Source organism: Rothia nasimurium (genome assembly GCF_014217215.1).
GTDB lineage: Bacteria > Actinomycetota > Actinomycetes > Actinomycetales > Micrococcaceae > Rothia > Rothia avistercoris.
Genome location: NZ_CP056080.1, coordinates 2,148,038 through 2,166,762, shown reverse-complemented (window position 1 = coordinate 2,166,762; position 18,725 = coordinate 2,148,038). Strand labels below are relative to the sequence as shown.

Here is an 18,725-nt window from a genome sequence, read left to right as displayed (position 1 = left end):
ATGCCCTTTAAAAAGTGCACATGCCCTGTGAAAAGTGACAGGCATGTGCACTTTTGCGGGGGTGTAGAGAATGAAGCTGCTTAGCGTGCGAGCAACTTGGCCAGCTTGCCGAAGGAGCCCTGCCAGGAGGCCAGGGTCTGCTCGTGCACACCGGCGGGTAGGGGGCCCTGGGTGAGCTTAAGGACGGTGCCCTCGCCGACGCCGTCCTCGGTCACCGCGGTGCCAGCCTCGAACTCAAGGCGCAGGCCAATCAGGGTGTCTGAGGGCTGGCCGGACGGGGTGGGCAGGGCCTCCCGGTACTCGATGGTGTGAGGCTCGGCCAGGGTCACAAAGCGCATGTACATGGGGGCCTGGAACTTAGCCTGATCCTTGTGGCGCATGACGAACTGCTTACGGCCGCCAATGACCGGCTCCAGGGTCAGAGTGTTGGGAATAATCTTCCAGCCGGCAGGCCCAAACCACTTGATAAAGAGAGTGGGGTTGGTAAAAGCCTCAAAGACCTGCTGAGGGGTGGCCGCGAACTCGTGGCGGTAGGTGATGGTTTCCTCGGGCTTGAGGTCGTCAATCTTAAAGTCGTTCATGCTCTACTTTTCGTCGCTAGTGGGCTTGGTGGCGTCGGCCTGGTCGGTTTTAGCCTGCGCGGACGCGTCCGCCCCGGCGTCCTGCCCCTGGGCTGCCTGCTCGGCTGCCCGGCGGGCTTCGGCCTCAGCCTTTGCCTTCATGTTGGCCTCCCAGCGGGCCTGGGCGGCAGCTGCCCGCTCGGCGTCCTTAGCGGCCTTACGCGCTGCGGCTTCTTCCTGGGCCTTTTGCTGGGCAACCTTCTTGGCGTAGTACTTACCCAAGAACTCATCGCGGTAGTCGAAATATTCCCCGGAGTCGATAGCCGCGCGGGCGTCATCCACCATCTTCACAATAAAACGCTCATTGTGAATCGAGGCCAGGGTCGCTGAGAGGCGCTCGTCGGCCTTAAAAAGGTGGTGCAGGTAGGCGCGGGTGTAGTGGGTACAGGTGTAGCAGTCGCAGCCCTCGAAGATGGGGGAGAAGTCGGTGCGGTAGCGGGCGTTGGTCAGGTTGAAGCGGCCATCGGGGGTGTAAACGGCCGCATTGCGGGCCACGCGGGTGGGGGAGACACAGTCGAAGGTATCGACGCCGTTTTCAATGCCGGTGAAGATGTCATCGGGCTCCGAAATGCCCAGCAGGTGGCGGGGTTTGTTCTCGGGCAGCTCCTCGTTGCACCAGCGCACGATAGTGCCCAGGTTTTCCTTTTCGAGCGCCCCGCCCAGGCCAAAGCCGTCAAAGGGCATGGAGCCGAGATCGCGGCAGGCCTTGCGGCGCAGGTCCTCATACTGGGCCCCCTGAATCACACCAAAAAGGGCCTGATAGGGCTTGCCCACCCGCTCAGCGGTCAGGCGCTGGTGCTCAGCAATACAGCGCAGGGCCCACAGACGGGTGCGCTCTAGTGCCTCTTCTTGGTAGGCACGGGAGTTATAGAGGGTGGTCAGCTCATCGAAGGCAAACATGATGTCAGCACCAATCTGGTGCTGAACCTGCATGGACACCTCGGGGGTGAAACGGTGAATATCGCCGTTGATATGGGACTTAAAGTTGACCCCGTCGTCGTCCACATGGGCCATGCGTTCCTTGCCCGCCGCCACGTCGTCGTCGCCGATGGGGCGGCCGTCCGCGCCGGTAGCCCCGGCCACGGTGCCCATATCAATGACCTTCTTGAAGCCGGAGCCCAGGCTCATCACCTGGAAGCCCCCGGAGTCGGTGAAGGTGGGGCCGTCCCAGTTCATGAACTTACCCAGCCCGCCTGCGGCGTCGAGGACGTCTGGTCCCGGTTGCAGGTAGAGGTGGTAGGCGTTGGCCAGCAGGGCCTGGGCGCCCAGGTCTTTCATGGCCTCGGGCAGTACGGCCTTGACGGTTGCCTTGGTGCCCACCGGGGTGAAGGCGGGGGTGGCAATATCGCCGTGCGGGGTGTGAATGACGCCGGTGCGCCCCTGGAAGGCGCCGCCGTTGGCGTCCACCTGCTTGCCGGTGGGCTGGGCGGTATCAGTCAGGCGGTTGCCCAGTTCAAAAGAAAAAGTGGGATCAGAAAATTCGGTATTGAGCACGGGAACAAGTCTACCGGGTGAGTGGGGTAGGACGCTGTGGTCCCGCTCCTTGAGGGCAAGCGAAAGCTTCATAGGTAGGCAGGAAGCACATACCTATGAAGCTTTCGGTGACATTCGGTGCGAGTGTGGGGTGCGAGCTTAGTCGTCGGAGACGGTCACGGTCACGGGGATGTTGCCGCGGGTGGCGTTGGAGTAGGGGCAGACCTGGTGGGCTGCGTCGGCCAGCGCCTGGGCCTCGTCCTGAGGAAGCTCAGGGATGACGACCTCAAGCTCAACAGCCAGGCCAAAGCCCTCGCCCTCGCCAGCGGCACCCTGACTCCGCTCATCAAGCGCCTGATCGACCACGGCCTGCTGACCAAGACCCGCGACGCCCTAGCCGAGCACCTGGCCGAAGGTTAGGGCAGCCCGCCCTAGAAAACCCGCGCCGCCGCTTCTAGCACCATCCAGGCCTGGAGCTGGGTCGACAGATCAACCGGCTGGGCAGGCTTGAGCACCTCAGAAATATGCCGGGTGACATCGGGTGAAAAGAGCGCGACAGCCTCACCGCGAATCTCGGTCGGGTCAATACCGAGCTCGTTCATGGGCAGGTCGGGGTCGAACTCGCGGCGTCCGTCCCACAAGAGCTCGGCGGTTGCAAGGACGAAATCCCGCGCCTGCTCCCGCACGCCCTGCGGCAGGGCAGCGTGAGTGGCAACCTCGGCAAGATAGCGCACCAAAATACCGGTAAAAAGTCCGCCGTCCCCGCCGCCCTGGGTCGCTAGAACCCGCAGGGTTTCTGCCTCTGACACCTCAAAATCGCGGCCAAACTCCCGGTCAATACCGGCTAAAACCTCGGCGATATGCTCAGCCGGGTCAACCGCCAGCAGCTCAGACTTACCGGCATCAAGCACCGCCAGATAGGCCACGAGAACCGGCCCCTGGTTGTAGGTGTAAAGGCCGCGCTCCACCGAGGAAATCTTGGCACGATTCCCGCGCCCGGCCACCTTGACCCCGTCCAGGTAGAGGCCGCGCTCGGCATCAAAGAGGTTGGCATACAGCCAGTTCAACAGGGCAGCAGCCTCGTCATACCGGTGGGCCCGCGTGAGAGCCAGGGCAATGGGAGCGGTCGCCGGGGTGTTCTTAAAATCGTGGTCCTTCGACCAGAAGGCACCCCCACCCACCTCAGGGGTGCAGGCAGCTGCCAGTTCCCGGTACAGCCGGGTGGCGGCGTCCTGGGCTGCAGAATCCCCGTTGCCCTCCACCGCGAGCGCCAGCCGGTTGAGGCGCTCGCAGGCCAGGGTCAGCCAGGCCATGTCGTCGTAGAAGGAGTTGGGGTAGGAGCCGAGGTTGCGCATCTGGATGCCGCGCAGTACCGCGCGGGCCTGGCGCAGGGACGCTTGTGCCTGGCTCTGCCCGTCGGGGGCGGTAAGCTGGCGGAAGCCTGCATCGACGAGGTTGTCGAGTAGGTGGGCCTGCCACCAGTAGTGCCATTCGCCGCGCCGCTGGCTGCGGCGGCGGGTGTCGGGGTGGAGGGTGCGCCCTAGCAGGGTGCCGGGGACGCCTGCGACCCGGTGCCCGAAGAGCCGCGTGACGGAGTGGGCTGCTGTGCCTGCCCGCTGCCCCAGGGTGTGGCGGTGCTCGGCGGTGAGCGCTGCGAGCTGGTCGGGTGAGTGCTGCAGGTGCTTGGGGTGCATGGCGTTTCTTTCCTAGGCGCATCGGTGGGCGGTGGTGTGGGCCGGTTTTTAGTTTACCGGCTGGGTGGGTTAGTGCGTCTGTGCCGAATGTGCCTCTTATTCCCGAGCGGGTGGGCTTACTCCCGACATTCGGGAAAAGGCGTCACATTCGGTGGCAGGGTGCTTCCGCTAAAGTATGGTGTATGCACACCTCTTCTTCTGCTGGGCGGGTTTCTGCCGTCTGGGTTTATTTATCATCTGCTGCCCTGTCGATGCTGGGCAATTCTATTGCCGGTATTGTGTGGCCCTGGCTGGTGCTGGAACGCACTGGCAACCCGGCTGCGGCGGGTATCGTGGCTGCTGCGATTGCGGTGCCGTCGCTGGTTTTTGCCTATTTTGGGGGCAACTTGGTCGATAGTCTGGGTCGTAAGCCGGTGTCGGTGATTTCGGATATTATTTCGGGCCTGTCGGTGGTGGCCGTGATTGCGGTTGATATGGTTTTTGGGCTGACGCTGAGCTGGTTCATCATCATCGGTATTTTGGGTGCGGTGGGTGATATTCCGGGTATGAGTGCCCGCGCCGCCCTGGTGGGTGATGTGGCTGCGACTTCGGGCAAGAAAGTTGCCCAGATTTCTGGCTGGAACCAGGCTTTGAGCGGGGTCAGCTTCCTAGTGGGCCCGGCTGTAGCCGGTGTGCTGATGACGGCCCTGCCCATTGAGCAGGTTCTGTGGATTACGGCTGCTTGCTCTCTGCTCGCCGCCGCGCTGACCGCCTCCCTGCGCCTGCAGAAGGCAGGGGTGGGCGTCCGTAACGAGGGGCAGGACGCCCCCGCCCAGCCGGGTGAGGACGGGCAAGCCGACGCCCCGGCGTCCTCTCCTGAAATCCCTGCCGGGGACCCCTTCAAGGGTTTTGCGGGCTGGAAGAAGGCTCTGAGCTACCCGGTCATTCGCCTGCTGGCTCTGGATTCCCTGCTGTCCATGGCCCTGGTTATGCCCTACCTGATGGTGCTTCTGCCTGCCCACTTCCAGGGGATTAACCAGCCGGGGCTGTACGGGGCGTCCATGTCTGCCTTTGCCGTGGGCATGATGGTGACCAGTATAGTGGCGGGGAAGATTATTCCCTTCCCCCGCCGGGCCTGGGTGGTGGGTATGGTCTTCTATACCCTGGCCTTCTTTGGCATGGCCTTGCTCGAAACTTCCTGGTTAGCCATCGTGGGCTTGGGGATTTCTGGCTTGGGCGGGGGTATTATGAACCCCCTGCAGACCCTGCTGGTGACTGAGGGCGTACCCGAGCAGATTCGCGGCCGGTCTTTCTCAATCTTTATGGCTATTAGCCAGGTGGCTGGGCCGATTGGCCTGGTGGCGACTTCGGCGGTGCTGGCCTTCGTGACGATATACCAGGTGGCCTGGGTGTTGGCTGGCCTCTGGCTGCTGGTGGCTATCTACCTGGTGGTGCGCGGCCTGCAGCTGCTACCGGCCAGGAGCGCTGAGTCAGTAGAAAAAGGTGCCCCTGCGCCTGTGGCCGAGTAGCTTCAAAGTCCCGGGCCGAATGTGCCTCTTATTCCCGAGCGGGTGGGCTTACTCCCGACATTCGGGAAAAGGCGTCACATTCGGTGGCTCATTGTTCCCCGGCTGGTGGGGGAGTGCTGGTTGAGGCCAGGGAGAGGAGGAAGTCGTAGCTCTGAGTGTTGGCGGTTTGTTTCCCTTGGGTCTCGTAGCTGTCGATGAGGTGAGAGATTTTTTGTCTGAGTTCTTCGGCCTGCTCGGGGGTGAGGTGTAGCTGGGAGACGAGTAGGGCTGAACCTTTGGCAGGTACCAGCAGAGGTTGGTCTGTGCTGGCGGAATTGAGTGCCAGCTGCCAGGTGCTTTTGGCGTGGTCAAGCTGGGCATTGATGAGTCCCAGGGAGAGGGCCGCGTCCTCGGCGGTTGCTGTTTGGGCGTCGAGAGTGAAGCCCTCGCGGGTGGTGAGCTGCCATACTCTGTCGCGCTTGTCGCGGGCCTGCTCGGGGGCTTCGGTGATAATGCCACCTTTGGCAAGGGCCCGCAGGTGGTAGCTGAGGGCGTTAGGGGGCAGGTCTAATTCCCGGGCTAGGTCTGTGGCGCGGGCGTAGGTAAGCCTAGCTAGGGTGGTGACGATGCGGACGCGGACGGGGTGGGCTAAGGTCCGCATTTGAGTTCGGACGGTGGTGGGTTTGGGGGGCTGCTCCGGTGTGGTCATGGGGTCAGTCTAGGAAATATTGGGTGTTTCCTCAAAAATTATTGCGCAATATATATTGCGCAATAATTCTTGCTTAAGTTAGGGTGTGGCTATGACATCGCATACCTCATCCCTCTGGCGCAACCGCGAGTACCGCCTCTGGTTCAGCGGCGACCTCTTCCTTGACCTGGGCACCAGTATAGGCAACTTCGCTTTTCCTCTGATTACCCTGGCGGTTACCGGCTCACCAACGACAGCCGGAACGGTTGCTCTTTTCCAGGGGCTGGGGCAGATTATGGGAACCCTGCCCGGCGGTGTCCTTGCAGACCGACACGACCGGCGTAGGCTTAGACTTCTTTCCTGTTTCCTAGGTATCTTGGCTCAGGTCATTTTCCTTGCCCTCCTGTTGACCGGCACCGCCACAGTCGGCACCCTCAGTGCCCTGGCTCTGGGAGATCGGCTCCGCTCATCTCTGCTGGCAGAAGCCTCTGACGCCATGATTAAAGAGGTGGTGCCCGAAACGGACCTTCCTCGGGCAATCGCTATCAATCAGGGGCGGGACGCAGCTGTCGGTCTAGGCGGTGGTACCGCCGGCGGCGCTCTCTTGGCCGTCGGTCTTGCCTACCCGCCCTTAGCTCAGCTTCTAGGTCAGATCATCTCTTTAGCTACCACCTGGGCCATGACAGGTAGCTACGCACCGCAGGGTGCTAAACCCTCTCGCTTCTCCGCCCGTAGCGCCCTTAATGCTTTCCTAGAAGGGGGTGCCTGGCTACTCCAACGTCGCTTACTTGTCGTTTTGGCCTGCGCTATTTGCCTGCTGAACTTCAGCATTAGCGGGACCCTCATGACCCTCACCCTCAGCTACACCCAAACCGGAACAAGCCCCGTCGCTCTAGGTGCTTTGATGGCTACGGTCTCAGCCTCCATGATGGTCGGAGCTCTTTGTGCAGGCTATCTTGTTCAGAAACTCCCCACCGGGCGCATCCTGATCACCGGTTTCCTAATGTTTACTATCTGTCTGGGGCTGCTTCCCTGGCTCCCCGGAATCGGTTGGCTAGGTTTCACGTTAGCTCTCGCCGCCCTCGTCATACCAACCCTCAATGCTGGCCTTTTGGGCTTTTTAACCCTCATTACTCCCAACGACATCTTGGGGCGGGTTCAGTCCCTCATTGGTTTCGTGGCTGTCGGCCTTGCTTCTCTGGCCCCGGCGCTTGCCGGATGGGGCCTGGGCCTAGCTGGCCCTTCCGCTACTGCGATTTTCTTTACGATCACCTGCTTCTGCGCCACCCTCGTGGTAATGAGCAGTCGTGACCTCATAGCACTACCTGCCTCAGATCAATGGTCTGACTTCGCCCGTAGCAGGGACCTGCTCGACGAGGCCTAGCCTCCGCCCACTCCGCACCGTCACAGTTTGCCCGGTGAAGGGGTGGGGGAAGGTCAGCGACCTGGCCAGCAGCTGCAGGGGGAGGGCGGGCTCGTCCTCGGCGATGGGCAGGACGGCCGGGTAGACTACGTCCCCCACAATCGGCGCCCCGGCTGCCGCCAGGTGCACCCGCAGCTGGTGGGTCTTTCCGGTGTGAGGTTCCAAAAGATAGTGGGCTAGGGACGTGCCCGCCTGCGGCAGGGGCAGGGCCGGGTTGGCCTCAGAAGCAGCGGGTAGGACGCCGTCCGCCACCTCAAACACCGTCAGGCAGGTAATACGCGACTGGGCATTCAGCCCCTCAAAGGACGCTCCGGAGCGGCGGCGTTCGCGCCGCTCAGCCTTGGTCTCTACCGGCAGGGGGCCGGTGTCACCGGGCAGGAGCTCAACACCGGTATGGGCTACCTGCATAGCCCCGTGCTGGTTATCAATGCGCGAGCGCACCGTTAGGCTCTCGCCCACCCCCAGCCCGGCGATAGGGGCCGCGACGGCCTCGTAGGTCTTGGTGGGTTCGCGCCGCTGGAACATGGTTTGAAAGGGGGCCCGTGCCTCGGGCGTCTTGGCAAAGAGAACGACCCCGGCGGTTGCCCTGTCCAGGCGGTGAATGGGAATCAAATCGGGGTTGTTCTCCCGAACCCGCAGCTGGGTCAGAGCCGTGTGGGCGACAAAGGAGCCGTTGGGGGTCGTGGGCAGAAAATGGGGCTTATCAATGGCCAAAACCCACTCGTCCTCGTAGAGCACCGGCATGTCAAAGGGCACGGGCTTTTCAACCCCCAGTTCCCGGTAGTACCAAATCTTTTGCCCCGTCAAAGGCGCATCGGGGGCAACCGCCTGCCCGTCGGCGTCCTTGACCTCATCGCGCTCAAAGCGGGAGGTAAAGAGGGAACGCTCATGGGGGTAGAAGCGGGCCACCAGGTAGTCCAGCACCGTGCTTGCGCCCAGGGTGTCGTCCTCGGGGTTGCCCGCGTCGGGCAGCACAAAGGAGACGGCGTCAATCCCGTTGCGCTGGGGCAGGGGCTTGGGGGCAAGGTGGCGGTTGATTCGGCGCATGGGCTCTATTATCGCAGAGCTCTAGCCAGCCATCAGCTCCCGCACCACCCGGTAGCTGGCCTCAAAGGCGGGCAGGGGCAGGAACTCGCAGTTGGAGTGGAAATTGTGCGCCCCCGTGAAGAAGTTGGGGGTGTAGATTCCCCGGGCGGAGAGATACGAGCCGTCGGTGCCCCCGCGCATGGCCAGGTTGATGGGCTCGATACCCAGTCGGGCAAAGGCGGCGCGTAGGTGCTCGGACGCCACGGCGTTGGCGCTGGTTTTGGCGTCCTCAAGGTTACTGTAGATATCTGAGATATCCAGCTGCACGGACGCCCGCGGGTTGGCTTCTGCCGTCCGCTCAGCTAGGTCGCGCAGGAAGTCCTTTTTGGCCTCGTAGCCGGCCCGGTCATGGTCGCGGATGCTGATATCGACGCTAGCGGTGGCCTGGTTGCCCGCTATCCCGTTGACCCAGAGGTAACCCTCACGCCCCTCGGTGTGCTCGGGGGTCTGGGTGCGGTCGAGGGCCGCCACAAAGTCGTGGGCCACCAGAATCGGGTTAACCAGGTTGCCCTTGGAATTCATGGGGTGGGCGGTCACGCCCTCAACGTGCAGACGGGCATGCCCGGCATTGAAGGTAGCCTCGACCAGCTCACCCAGTTCGCAGCAGTCTAGGGTGTAGGCATAATCCACGGGGAAGTGCGCCAGGTCCATGGTGCGCACGCCCAGCAGGCCGATTTCTTCATCCGGCACAAAGGAGAGGTAGATATCGGGATGGGCGGACGCACCTGCCCCGCTTCCCTGCCCCTGGGCACCCGCCTGCCCGGCGGCGTCCGCGTCCGCAGCTAAGAGCCGCACGGCTGCTTCCATGACCGAGGCGACCCCGGCCTTGTCGTCTGCTCCCAGCACGCTGGTGCCGTCGGTGACGATGATGCGCTGGCCCGTGTAGCGGGTGATTTCGGGGTGCTCGGCCTCACGCAGCCAGATATCGAGGTCGGCGTTGAGGCAGATGTCCCCGCCGGTGTAGTCGATGATGCGGGCGTGCACATCGGGGGAGAGGTTGACATCAACTGTATCGAGGTGGGTGCAGAAGCCGATGGCAGGGGCTTCGGTGCCCGCGGGCAGGGTGGAGGGAATGCGGGCGGTCAGCACGCAGGTGTCGCTCAGATGCACGTTGTGGGCACCGGCTGCCGTGAGTTCGTCCTTGAGCAGGCGGGCAAGCTCCCACTGTCCCTGGCTGGTGGGCACGACCGATGCTGAGGCGTCCGACTGGCTAGAGATCGCCGAATAGCGCAGAAAACGGGTGGCCAGGGCCTCCTGTACACCTGCATCTGGGGTATAGGCGGGGGTAAATGTGGTGGTGGTCATGGTGAGTAGTTTACTCCCGCGGTGCGCGGAAACTTAGCCCGGTAGCTCCTGGCAGCCGGGGCAGCGGAAGCTAATGCGGTCGGTGTCTTCCTCTCGGGCGTATAGGTGGCCGGCTGCGTAGCGGTCGGCGCCGGTACCGGTTTCTGAGAGGTCTTCCTTGATGATGGTTTCCCCGCAGCGGTAGCAGGGGCGGCCTGCCCGCCCGTAGCACCAGAGCGGTTCGGCGCTGGTGCGGGTGACCCGGTGCGGACGCCCGCGGTTAGCATCCAGCAGTAGGCGGGCGATGGAGACCACGGCAGCTATATCGGGCACCGCCCCCACCGGGGTGCGCGGGTCAAGCCCCGCGAGAAAGCAGGTCTCAGCCCGGTAGATGGTGCCGATGCCGGCCAGGTTCTTCTGGTCGAGCAGGGCTACCCCTAAGGGGCGCTCCGGCCGGGCGGTCAGGTTAGCTACCGCCTGCTCAACCGACCAGTCGGAGCCGAGTAGATCGGGGCCTAGGTAGGATAGGCGGTCAGCTTCTTGGCCGGTGGGGAAAACTTCAAGTAGCCCCAGGGTAAAACCTACGGCTTCGACCGGGTGGCTGCCGGGCACTACCTGCCCGTCGCTATCAAGCCTTGCATTAGCCTGAATCAGAGCCCGCACCTGATCGGCCGGGCGCCGCCACTTCTCACGTGCGCCGTCCGCACCCAGCCCGTAGAGGTGCCAGATGCCGTCCATCTTGAGGTGAGAGTGCACGGTCATCTCACCGATACGCAGCAGAATATGCTTCCCCCGAGCCAGGGCTCCGTGAATGGGCTGGCCCGCCAGATTGATGTCGGCAACCTGGGGGTAACGGAAGTCTGTAGTGTGGGCTGTTCTACCGGCAAGCGCGCGGTGGAGCGAGCGGGCTTGCCGCCATACGGTATCGCCTTCAGGCACGGCTTACAGCTCCTTAAATATGTGACCGGTCGTTATTTATAGCGAAAGTGTTACGGCTAAATAATATATATAGATGAATCTTTTTATGCCCTGCGTACATATTTTTCGCATGTCAGAGCAATTTGGTGTATAAAGAATACAATAGTTGAAAATTCAAAGTTGAATTTTTAGCTTTCCTCACACAGATGGCTATGAATCACTTAGGCAAGGTTGCTAGAGTGGTCAGAGTCCATCGGGTGGTACCCCAGCCACCTGTCCCCTAGATGGAGGTCAATTGATGCAGATTGTATTCATGATGTTTACCATCCTATTATTCCTTGTTCTCGCTATGTCGCTTGCTGCTTTCGGTGTTCACCTGAGCCGTAGTATTCGTGAGTTCCGTGCCGGCTATGAAGGCCGCGACAGCTACTTTACGGTCTAACACCTAACTAACGTACGGTAGTCCCCCACCCTCCCCTGCGCCCCCACGCAGGGGAGGGGTTTTCTTTTAAAACTAGGAATAGTCCTTCCGCATACGCAGGCCGCGCGGGGTTGCGTAGAAGCCTGCAGCCAGCAGGGCCCGGCGCAGGGTGAGGACGGGGTGCTCGCCGCCTTCTACCGCTGTATCCGGCTGGTCGGGAGCAGGGGGTAGGGGGCCCGGTGTGCTGAGCACATCCACCCCGCCTGCGGTTTCGATGACGATTTTGTCGGCAACTCCGGCGCGCACCAGCTGGCTGATCAGGGGTGCGGACGCCCCCACCCGGTCGGCTCGGTCGGTAAAGGGCAGCAGGGTTTTGCCACCGCGTTCCAGATAGAGGGTCAGCTCCCCGTCAACCAGGATAACGACGGCCCCGGCCTTGCGTCCTGGTTTGTGTTTGATGGGGGTGCGGTTGCTGTCCCAGGCCACGGGGGCGGGCCAGGGCAGGGCGGCCCCGTAGGGGTTGGCCGGGTCGGTGGCAGCTAGCAGGGTGACCGAGTAGCGGGTGCGGCGCACCGGGGTGTAGGCGGACGCGCCGGGTGCGGCCTCCTGCCCCTCGTCTGCGGCGGTGGTGTCGTCCGCCGCTCGGAGCCTATCGACGGTGGAGGAGGTCGAGAACTGGGCGGCGCCCAGGCCCTCTATGAAGTAGCCGCGGCGGGCCAGGCCCTTTTCTTCGGCGGTAGACAGCACCCGGTAGACCCCGGCGAACCCGCCGGGGGTGTCCTCGACGGCCACGGCCCCGCGGGTGAGGACCCCGTAACGGTCCATGAGCAGTTCGGCGCGGGCAGCAGCTGCCACGGTGGTATCGAGTGGTTCGGCCTCGATACGGGCCCAGCGGCCGCCATCGATAGGGGCGACCTGGGCAGATACCGCAGGGGCCCGGCCTACGCCCAGCCCCAGGCGGGAAGCAGAGAGACGTGAGGCCCCGCGTCGCATTCCCACGGAGCGGGCTCGGGGGGCGGGGGCCGCCACCTTGTGGGCCGAAGCCCCGCCCGAGATCAGGGCCCGTACCGGGGCGAAGGTATCGCCGGTGACCAGCCCGGCCCAGACCAGGTTCCAGAGGGCGGTTGAAATCTCCTGGGCGCTCGGGGGCGTATTTCCTAGCGAGGTGGCATGGGTAGCGAGCTGGGTCTGAATCTGGCTGAAGAAGAGCCCGCCGGTTAGCAGCTCGTAGATGGTGTTTTCGTGGGCGCCCAGGGCGGCGAGCGCCTCGGCTCGTTCTACCGCATCGGGCAGGGTTAGGGCTGCGCTCTCACCCAGGTGTAGGGAGATCCAGCCGTCGTCGCCGGCGAGCTGGCCGGCGCCCGTCCAGATGACGTCCCCGGCGCTCATGGCTGAGTCGAGCAGGGCGGGGGTGTAGTCGCTGATGCGGGCTCTAAGAATGAGCGGTTCGAGGGCAGAGGCAGGCACCCTCACCCCGGCAAGCTGGTCGATGACGGTGAGTAGGCCGTCGTAGCCGCTGAGCATGGCGTTTTCGTCCCGGCGGACGCTGATGGGCTGGGCCGGTGCCCCGAAGGTACCGGGGGCGGCGGTGGTTTCGGTGACCTGCCAGGAGCCCACGTGCTGCCAGGGCGGCAGGAAACGGGCGTAGGTGCCGGGAGTAACGGGTTCGACGTCGGCGCGCAGGGCAGCCAGGGAGCGAGAGCGCAGGGTGCGCAGGACGGAGGCGTCCACCCACTCGGTTCCGGCCAGGTAGGCGGGGTCGGTAGAGCCGGTGCGGGCGGCGGCCAGTTCAGCGCGGAGCTCTTCGGGCAGGAACTCACCAGAGATAACCCGCCGATCTGCTGCCAGGGTACGCAGGGCGGTATCGACCACCGAGACACCAAGGGAAAGGGCGGCGGCAGCCTGGGCAGCGGTAAAGGGGGCGTGAGTGCGGGCGTAGCGGGCTACCAGGTCAACCAGGGGAGCCTCGACCGGCTCCAGGAAGGCCAGGGGAACCCCAATCGGCAGGGGTACACCCAGGGCATCGCGCAGGCGGGCGGCGTCCTCGATGGCGGCGTAGAGTTCCCGCCCGTGCAGGCGGAAGCGCAGGGCCCGCCCGGCTTTCACCAGGGCCTCAAGATGGTCGGTGGCTTCGGCTTCGGTGAGGACGCGCTCGCCCGGCTTACCTGCCTCGGCCTCGGCAGCCGGGGCGCTGGCGTCCTCACCGGAGCCTGCCCCCGCGTCCCCACCGGTGCTCTGGTCCAGGAGCACCCGCAGACGCTGGGCAGCCTCAGTAACGGTGAGCGGGCCGAGCAGGCGCAGCAGGTCGGCGGCTCCCTCCACCCCGCGCAGGCGGTAGCCCGGAGCAGTGCGCTGGAGCCGAGCCTCGGTGGAACGGATCACCTCAACATCGAGCAGTTCGCGCAGCTCGTCCTTGCCGAGTAGCTCAGCTAGCAGGGCAGGGTCCAGGGCCAGGGCAGCGGCGCGGCGCTCGGCCAGGGGGGAATCTCCGTCGTAGAGGAACTGGGCCACATAGCCAAAGAGGAGGGTGCGGGCAAAGGGGGAGGGGGTTTCGGTCTCCACCTCGCTGATTCGCACCTTTTTGGCGTCGAGGTCCTTGTGCAGGGCGGTGAGGGCCGGCAGGTCGTAGACGTCCTGCAGGCACTCGCGGGCGGTCTCCAGCAGCAGGGGGAAGGTGGGATACTTGCGGGCCACATCCAGGAGCTGGGCGGAGCGCTGGCGCTGCTGCCACAGGGGAGTACGGCGACCCGGATCCTTGCGGGGCAGCAGCAGGGCGCGGGCAGCGTTCTCACGGAAGCGGGAGGCAAAGAGGGCAGAGTTACCCACCCGCTCGGTCACGATGTCTTCGAGCTCGGCCGGATCAAAGATGAAGAGGTCAGCCCCGGGCGGCTCGGCCTCCATGGCGGGGATGCGCAGCACGATGCCGTCATCAGCGGCCATAGCTGAGGCATTGACCCCGTAGCGTTCCTCGGCCCGGGCGCCGACGGCCAGGGCCCAGGGGGAGTGGACGGGCATACCCAGGGGGGAGTGCAGGATCAGACGCCAGTCCCCCAGCTCATCGCGGAAGCGCTCAACTAGCAGGTGCTTCTCGCTGGGCACCTGGCCGGTCGCCTCTGCCTGTTCTGCTACGTAGGCCAGCAGGTTATCGGCGGCCCACTGATCCAGGCCAAGGCCGCGCAGGCGGGCGTGGGCGGCACCGGCGTCCTTACTGTTCTCAAGGGCCAGCTCCCGGGTAAAGGCCCCCAGGGCCCGCCCCAAATCGACGGGACGGCCCGGTGAATCCCCGTGCCAGAAGGGCAGGCGCCCGGGGATACCCGGGGCAGGGGTCACCGTCACCCGGTCGTGGGAGATATCCTCAATCCGCCAGGACGAGGCCCCCAGGGCAATCACGTCCCCGGCCCGGGACTCATAGACCATCTCCTCATCCAGCTCACCCACCCGCTTGGGGGCTTTGGAATCCTCAGCCCCCGCAATGAAGACCGGGAAGAGGCCACGGTCAGGAATCGTACCGCCGGAGGTTACCGCCAGGCGCTGGGCCCCGGGTCGGCCCTCAATCGTCCCGGCGTCCCGGTCCCAGACAATGCGGGGGCGTAGCTCGGCAAACTCGTCCGAGGGGTACTTACCGGCCAGCAGATCCAGGGTTGCCTCAAAGGCCGCCCGGGGCAGGGTGGCAAAGGGGGCCGTTGCCCGCAGAGCCTCAAACCAGGCCTCAACGCTAATCGGCCCCAGGGCACAGGCGGCTACGGTCTGCTGGGCCAAAATATCCAGGGGGTTAGCGGGAATGGCTAGGGGCTCAATCTGCCCGGCCAGCATGCGCTGCACGGTCACTGTGGCGTTCAGCAGGTCTCCCCGGTGCTTGGGGTAGAGGTAGCCGCGCGACACCTCCCCTACCTGGTGCCCGGCACGGCCCACCCGCTGCAGGCCAGAAGCCACCGAGTGCGGGGCCTCCACCTGAATCACCAGGTCCACATGACCCATATCAATACCCAGTTCCAGGGAGCTGGTTGCCACCACACACCGCAGCTGCCCCGACTTCAGAGCCTCCTCAATCAGGGTGCGCTGGTCCTTGGACACCGACCCGTGGTGAGCCCGCGCCAGCACCGGTGGCGCCCCGGCAGCCGTCGCCGATCCCCCCATCACCTGGGCAGGGGGCTGGGTCGAAAGGGGTGAGGACGCACCCGCCCCCGGCAGGCGCTCATCGTCGGCTTCCAGCCGGGTAGGAGCGTCCTTGGCTAGAGCCTCAGCCAGCACATCGGCCAGGGCCTTCGGCTCCCCGCCGGTGGAAGCATAAGTGCGGGCACCGGTGGAGGCGCTCGCGGTCACCTCACCCAGCTCCCCGCGAGCCTCTAGACGGCCAAGATAAATCTCGTTGAGGCGGGCCGTTAACTTCTCAGCCAGCCCGCGCGAGTTAGCAAAGACAATGGTGGAGCGGTTAGCCTCCACCAGGTCCACAATACGCTCTTCCACGTGCGGCCAAATGGAGGCCTGGTAGCCGTTAAGGTTCGGGGTTTCGCCCCCGGCGCCGGAGCCCGGGACGGACGCCGCCACCTGCACCTCCTCGATGGTGAGGGCAGGCTGAGCTTGGGTCTGTGCCTGGGGAGCGGCCCCTGTTTCCTCACCGGGGAAAACACCCACAGCGTCCCACAGGGCCTGCTCGGCACTTGTCTGCGCAGTGCTTGCTTGCGCAGCGCCTGCCTGCTCACCACCCGCCTGACTACCGGGTGTGCGCGCAGGCAGGGGCTGGTCAAAGCAGTCAGAGGAAGGCTCATCTGGCTGGGAGCCCAGGGCAGGGCCCGCCACCGGGCGGATACCCAGGGCCTCGGCCACGGTTACCCCCTGAGGCAGGGACTCCGCCAGCCGCAGAGAGACTTCCGGCCGGGTGCCAGTGTCCGCCAGAGTATCGGCCTGCACCGCCCCGTCATCGAAAGCGCGGTCCTCGAATTCGGTGGCATCCAGGGAACGGATCTGGGAGCGGGTACGCTCGGTGAGCTTATCCAGATAGGCGCCCGACCCGGCGGGCGCTGGGGCTGGCCGGGGGCTACTGCCCTGGTTGAAGGAGTTATCCCCCTCACCGTAGGCGTTGGGGCCGCCCAGGGCCGTCATATCGGGCACCGGTACCGAAAGGGTCAGCTCCCACTCCTTGGCCGAGGGCGGGCGCACAATTTGCACCGGCACACTGCCACCCAAAAAGCGGGCGACGGTTTCAACCGGCTCTACGGTCGCCGACAGCCCCACACGCTGGGCCGGGGTCTCAAGAATCTGGTCCAGACGCTCAAGAGTTACTGCCAGGTGAGCGCCACGTTTGGTACCGGCAACCGCGTGCACCTCATCGATAATGACCGTGTGCACCTTGGTCAGGGTCGAGCGGGCCTTTGAGGTCAGCATCAAAAAGAGAGACTCGGGGGTGGTGATCAGAATATCCGGCGGGTTAGAAATCAGCTGGCGGCGTTCCTTAGCCGGGGTATCGCCACTGCGCACACCCACCCGCACCTGCGGCGGCTCTACCCCCAGCTGCCGGGCGGTCTGGGCAATACCGATCAGGGGCGCGCGCAGGTTGCGCTCAACGTCCACACCCAGGGCCTTGAGGGGGGAAATATAGAGGACGCGGGTGCCCCCGTCCCCTGCCTGCTGCGCCTGCTTGCCACCGGCGTCCGCCCCCTCGCTATCACCGGCCCCGAGGCCCTCGCCCCCGTGATTCTCAAAGTGAAGGCGGTCAAGGGCCCACAGAAAGGCCGAGAGGGTTTTACCCGACCCGGTTGGTGCCACAATCAGGGCATGGTGACCAGCCGAAATCGCCTCCCAAGCACCCGCCTGGGCAGCCGTGGGCGCAGAAAAAGCCCCCTCAAACCAGCGACGGGTGGGGGCCGAGAAAAAGCTCAGGGCACGGGAGGTAACGGGTTCTGCCATAGCCCCCATTATCCCCTTAAAAATGAGCCGGACGTATCGGCCAGCCTAGCGAGACTGATCGATACGCCCGGGGTTCAGCGTGAGGACGCTGGGCGCACTGGTTTAGGGGGTGGCCCCCACAGCGCCCACCGACAGCTGGGCGACGGCAGGGTTAGAGCAGGCCTCTGCTGCAAAGTTCAGCACCAGAGCCTGGGAGGAACCGGGAGCTTGAATCGAGTAACCGGCCGCGGAAACGCTCTGGCAGGTGTCCCCGTAGAGCTGGGCGCGGGTTTCGCGCAGGGTAGCTGTCAGGGAGCTGCCCGGGGCAATCACGCCACCCGAGGACGACCACTCGGTAGCGTTCGCAGCTGCTGCACCTACCTGCTGACCAGCAGCATTGACATAGTGCACAGCGGGGTAGCCGCTCATGGTGCAGTTGGTGCTGCCGGTGTTGTTGAATGTCAGAGTGATATAACGAGAGCCAGCTGCACCACCACCTTCAGCAACAGCTGCTTCGATGTAAAGCTGGTCGTAGTCGCAGACAGCTACACCGGCAGCCGAGCTAGCGAGCTGTCTACCTGTGACCGCCGGAGCAGGCGCGCTGGCGGTTGGCTCTACGGTAACGACAGTGCCGGTAGGTACAGGTTCAGGGGTTGCAGAGACGCTTGGGTGCGGTTCAACCTCTTGCACGGTTGGCTGAGGTGCTGTGACCGATGGAGAAGGAGAAGCGCTGGTGGGTGCTGGGCTGCCGGTAGGGGACGCCGGGGCCAATGTTGCCGCTACAGATGAGCTGCTGGGGGTGCTCTCAGCAGTGGTAGTGCCGGTGGTGGCACTACCACACGCTGTGAGAACGGTTAGCAGACCTAGAGCTGCGAGGGGGAGAAGGGGGGTGCGTATCTTCATGCAGCCTACATTCCGGGCTGCAGGGTGACGTGTGCCCCGTCCATTCCCTCGGTGTATTCGGTCTGGCAGCTCAGGCGGGAGCATTCGTTGGCGATATCGTCAATCATGTCGAGTAGGTCTTCTTCTGCTTCTTCGCGGGGCAGGGTTGCCTCGATGTGCTCGGGGTCGATGAAGGCATGGCAGGTGGCGCAAGAGGCGTTGCCACCGCAGGTAGCCAGTACCGGGAAGCCCGCGGCAAGGACGGCCTCAAGCATAGTCTGGTGGGGTTCCCAGGTGACGTCCTTGGTGGTGCCGTTCTCGTCGGTGACCGTGATGTTTACGCTCATGTGTTCTCCTGTGCTGGGGGCAGCTCTGAGGCTGCTGGTCTTGATCCTGTCCCTATTTTATGGGTGGCGGGCCATCTAACCCCGCTTTTTGTGGTTAAAACTACGATGAGCGGACGCCTGCCGCTAGCTCCGTGACAGGATGTTAGGCTGAGCGATGGGCGGGTACAGATAACAAAAAAACCGGCCTCCCGAAGGAGACCGGTTTGATATCTGGTGCGCCCGAAGGGATTCGAACCCCCAACCTTCTGATCCGTAGTCAGATGCTCTATCCGTTGAGCTACAGGCGCATCATGCGTTGACCGGCTGTGTCAGCCCGTCGCGGCAACAGGTAATACATTACGCAGGTTTGCACCGGTGTGCAAATCGAAAATGGGTGACCCTGCTCTCAAAAAAAGCTATAGATGGGGTAAAAACCGCGTAAACACGCGGAAAAATAGGGGATGAAGAAAGTTGAAAAAACTTACTAGGGCGCCCTGGGTGTTGGTCAGGCCACATTCTTATGGGTCTGTAACGAAA

General features: G+C 63.9%; 12 protein-coding genes, 1 tRNA gene and 2 pseudogenes. 3 read left to right on the top strand and 12 right to left on the bottom strand.

Going from position 1 to position 18,725, the window contains the following annotated elements:
* Window positions 1-80: 80 nt before the first annotated feature.
* From HWU94_RS09845 to HWU94_RS09830, 4 genes and pseudogenes are all read right to left on the bottom strand, one after another.
* On the bottom strand, window positions 81-581 hold the full coding sequence (locus HWU94_RS09845) for an SRPBCC domain-containing protein (protein WP_185173567.1): 501 nt from the start codon (window positions 579-581) through the stop codon (window positions 81-83).
* A gap of 237 nt (window positions 582-818) precedes the next feature.
* Window positions 819-2,186, bottom strand: a pseudogene (tgt, locus tag HWU94_RS09840) (tRNA guanosine(34) transglycosylase Tgt); the annotation flags it as partial.
* Between the two features lie 66 nt (window positions 2,187-2,252).
* A pseudogene (locus HWU94_RS09835) lies at window positions 2,253-2,414 on the bottom strand (OsmC family protein); the annotation flags it as partial.
* A gap of 110 nt (window positions 2,415-2,524) precedes the next feature.
* The gene (locus HWU94_RS09830; protein ID WP_185173566.1) at window positions 2,525-3,787 is read right to left on the bottom strand and encodes a glycoside hydrolase family 76 protein; all 1,263 of its coding nucleotides are present in this window, start codon (window positions 3,785-3,787) and stop codon (window positions 2,525-2,527) included.
* A gap of 182 nt (window positions 3,788-3,969) precedes the next feature.
* On the opposite strand from HWU94_RS09830, the gene HWU94_RS09825 reads away from it, so the two are divergent.
* Complete coding sequence (locus HWU94_RS09825) at window positions 3,970-5,295, top strand: MFS transporter (RefSeq protein WP_185173565.1); 1,326 nt, start codon at window positions 3,970-3,972, stop codon at window positions 5,293-5,295.
* Window positions 5,296-5,383: 88 nt separating this feature from the next.
* On the opposite strand, the gene HWU94_RS09820 is transcribed toward HWU94_RS09825, so the two are convergent.
* On the bottom strand, window positions 5,384-5,983 hold the full coding sequence (locus HWU94_RS09820; protein WP_185173564.1) for a helix-turn-helix transcriptional regulator: 600 nt from the start codon (window positions 5,981-5,983) through the stop codon (window positions 5,384-5,386).
* Between the two features lie 91 nt (window positions 5,984-6,074).
* Between HWU94_RS09820 and HWU94_RS09815 the strand changes: the two genes are divergently transcribed.
* On the top strand, window positions 6,075-7,346 hold the full coding sequence (locus HWU94_RS09815) for an MFS transporter (RefSeq protein ID WP_185173563.1): 1,272 nt from the start codon (window positions 6,075-6,077) through the stop codon (window positions 7,344-7,346).
* Here HWU94_RS09815 and HWU94_RS09810 read toward each other — a convergent pair.
* Genes HWU94_RS09810 through HWU94_RS09800 form a run of 3 tightly spaced genes read right to left on the bottom strand, consistent with a single transcriptional unit; the run spans window position 7,293 to window position 10,694 of the window.
* On the bottom strand, window positions 7,293-8,432 hold the full coding sequence (locus HWU94_RS09810) for a pseudouridine synthase (protein WP_185173562.1): 1,140 nt from the start codon (window positions 8,430-8,432) through the stop codon (window positions 7,293-7,295). The two genes, HWU94_RS09815 and HWU94_RS09810, sit on opposite strands and share 54 nt — an antisense overlap.
* 21 nt (window positions 8,433-8,453) lie before the next feature.
* The gene (locus HWU94_RS09805) at window positions 8,454-9,776 is read right to left on the bottom strand and encodes a peptidase T (protein ID WP_185173561.1); all 1,323 of its coding nucleotides are present in this window, start codon (window positions 9,774-9,776) and stop codon (window positions 8,454-8,456) included.
* Between the two features lie 33 nt (window positions 9,777-9,809).
* The gene (locus HWU94_RS09800) at window positions 9,810-10,694 is read right to left on the bottom strand and encodes a DNA-formamidopyrimidine glycosylase family protein (RefSeq protein ID WP_185173560.1); all 885 of its coding nucleotides are present in this window, start codon (window positions 10,692-10,694) and stop codon (window positions 9,810-9,812) included.
* Between the two features lie 277 nt (window positions 10,695-10,971).
* On the opposite strand from HWU94_RS09800, the gene HWU94_RS09795 reads away from it, so the two are divergent.
* On the top strand, window positions 10,972-11,115 hold the full coding sequence (locus HWU94_RS09795; protein ID WP_185173559.1) for a hypothetical protein: 144 nt from the start codon (window positions 10,972-10,974) through the stop codon (window positions 11,113-11,115).
* A 72-nt stretch (window positions 11,116-11,187) separates the two neighbouring features.
* On the opposite strand, the gene HWU94_RS09790 is transcribed toward HWU94_RS09795, so the two are convergent.
* From HWU94_RS09790 to HWU94_RS09770, 4 genes are all read right to left on the bottom strand, one after another.
* Window positions 11,188-17,001, bottom strand: a complete 5,814-nt coding sequence (locus tag HWU94_RS09790) for a DEAD/DEAH box helicase (RefSeq protein ID WP_244955959.1) — start codon at window positions 16,999-17,001, stop codon at window positions 11,188-11,190.
* 102 nt (window positions 17,002-17,103) lie between these two features.
* Window positions 17,104-17,883: a DUF4232 domain-containing protein gene (locus HWU94_RS09780; protein WP_185173558.1), complete on the bottom strand. Its 780-nt coding sequence runs from the start codon at window positions 17,881-17,883 to the stop codon at window positions 17,104-17,106.
* Window positions 17,884-17,888: 5 nt separating this feature from the next.
* A complete protein-coding gene (locus tag HWU94_RS09775; RefSeq protein ID WP_185173557.1) occupies window positions 17,889-18,209 on the bottom strand; it encodes a 2Fe-2S iron-sulfur cluster-binding protein in 321 nt (106 codons plus the stop codon).
* Between the two features lie 211 nt (window positions 18,210-18,420).
* A tRNA-Arg gene (locus tag HWU94_RS09770) sits at window positions 18,421-18,496 on the bottom strand.
* Between the last annotated feature and the right edge of the window lie 229 nt (window positions 18,497-18,725).

Coding starts and splice junctions, on each gene's coding strand:
- HWU94_RS09845 (WP_185173567.1), bottom strand. CDS start 581: ATGAACGACTTTAAGATTGACGACCTCAAGCCCGAGGAAACCATCACC.
- HWU94_RS09830 (WP_185173566.1), bottom strand. CDS start 3,787: ATGCACCCCAAGCACCTGCAGCACTCACCCGACCAGCTCGCAGCGCTC.
- HWU94_RS09825 (WP_185173565.1), top strand. CDS start 3,970: ATGCACACCTCTTCTTCTGCTGGGCGGGTTTCTGCCGTCTGGGTTTAT.
- HWU94_RS09820 (WP_185173564.1), bottom strand. CDS start 5,983: ATGACCACACCGGAGCAGCCCCCCAAACCCACCACCGTCCGAACTCAA.
- HWU94_RS09815 (WP_185173563.1), top strand. CDS start 6,075: ATGACATCGCATACCTCATCCCTCTGGCGCAACCGCGAGTACCGCCTC.
- HWU94_RS09810 (WP_185173562.1), bottom strand. CDS start 8,432: ATGCGCCGAATCAACCGCCACCTTGCCCCCAAGCCCCTGCCCCAGCGC.
- HWU94_RS09805 (WP_185173561.1), bottom strand. CDS start 9,776: ATGACCACCACCACATTTACCCCCGCCTATACCCCAGATGCAGGTGTA.
- HWU94_RS09795 (WP_185173559.1), top strand. CDS start 10,972: ATGCAGATTGTATTCATGATGTTTACCATCCTATTATTCCTTGTTCTC.
- HWU94_RS09790 (WP_244955959.1), bottom strand. CDS start 17,001: ATGGCAGAACCCGTTACCTCCCGTGCCCTGAGCTTTTTCTCGGCCCCC.
- HWU94_RS09780 (WP_185173558.1), bottom strand. CDS start 17,883: ATGAAGATACGCACCCCCCTTCTCCCCCTCGCAGCTCTAGGTCTGCTA.
- HWU94_RS09775 (WP_185173557.1), bottom strand. CDS start 18,209: ATGAGCGTAAACATCACGGTCACCGACGAGAACGGCACCACCAAGGAC.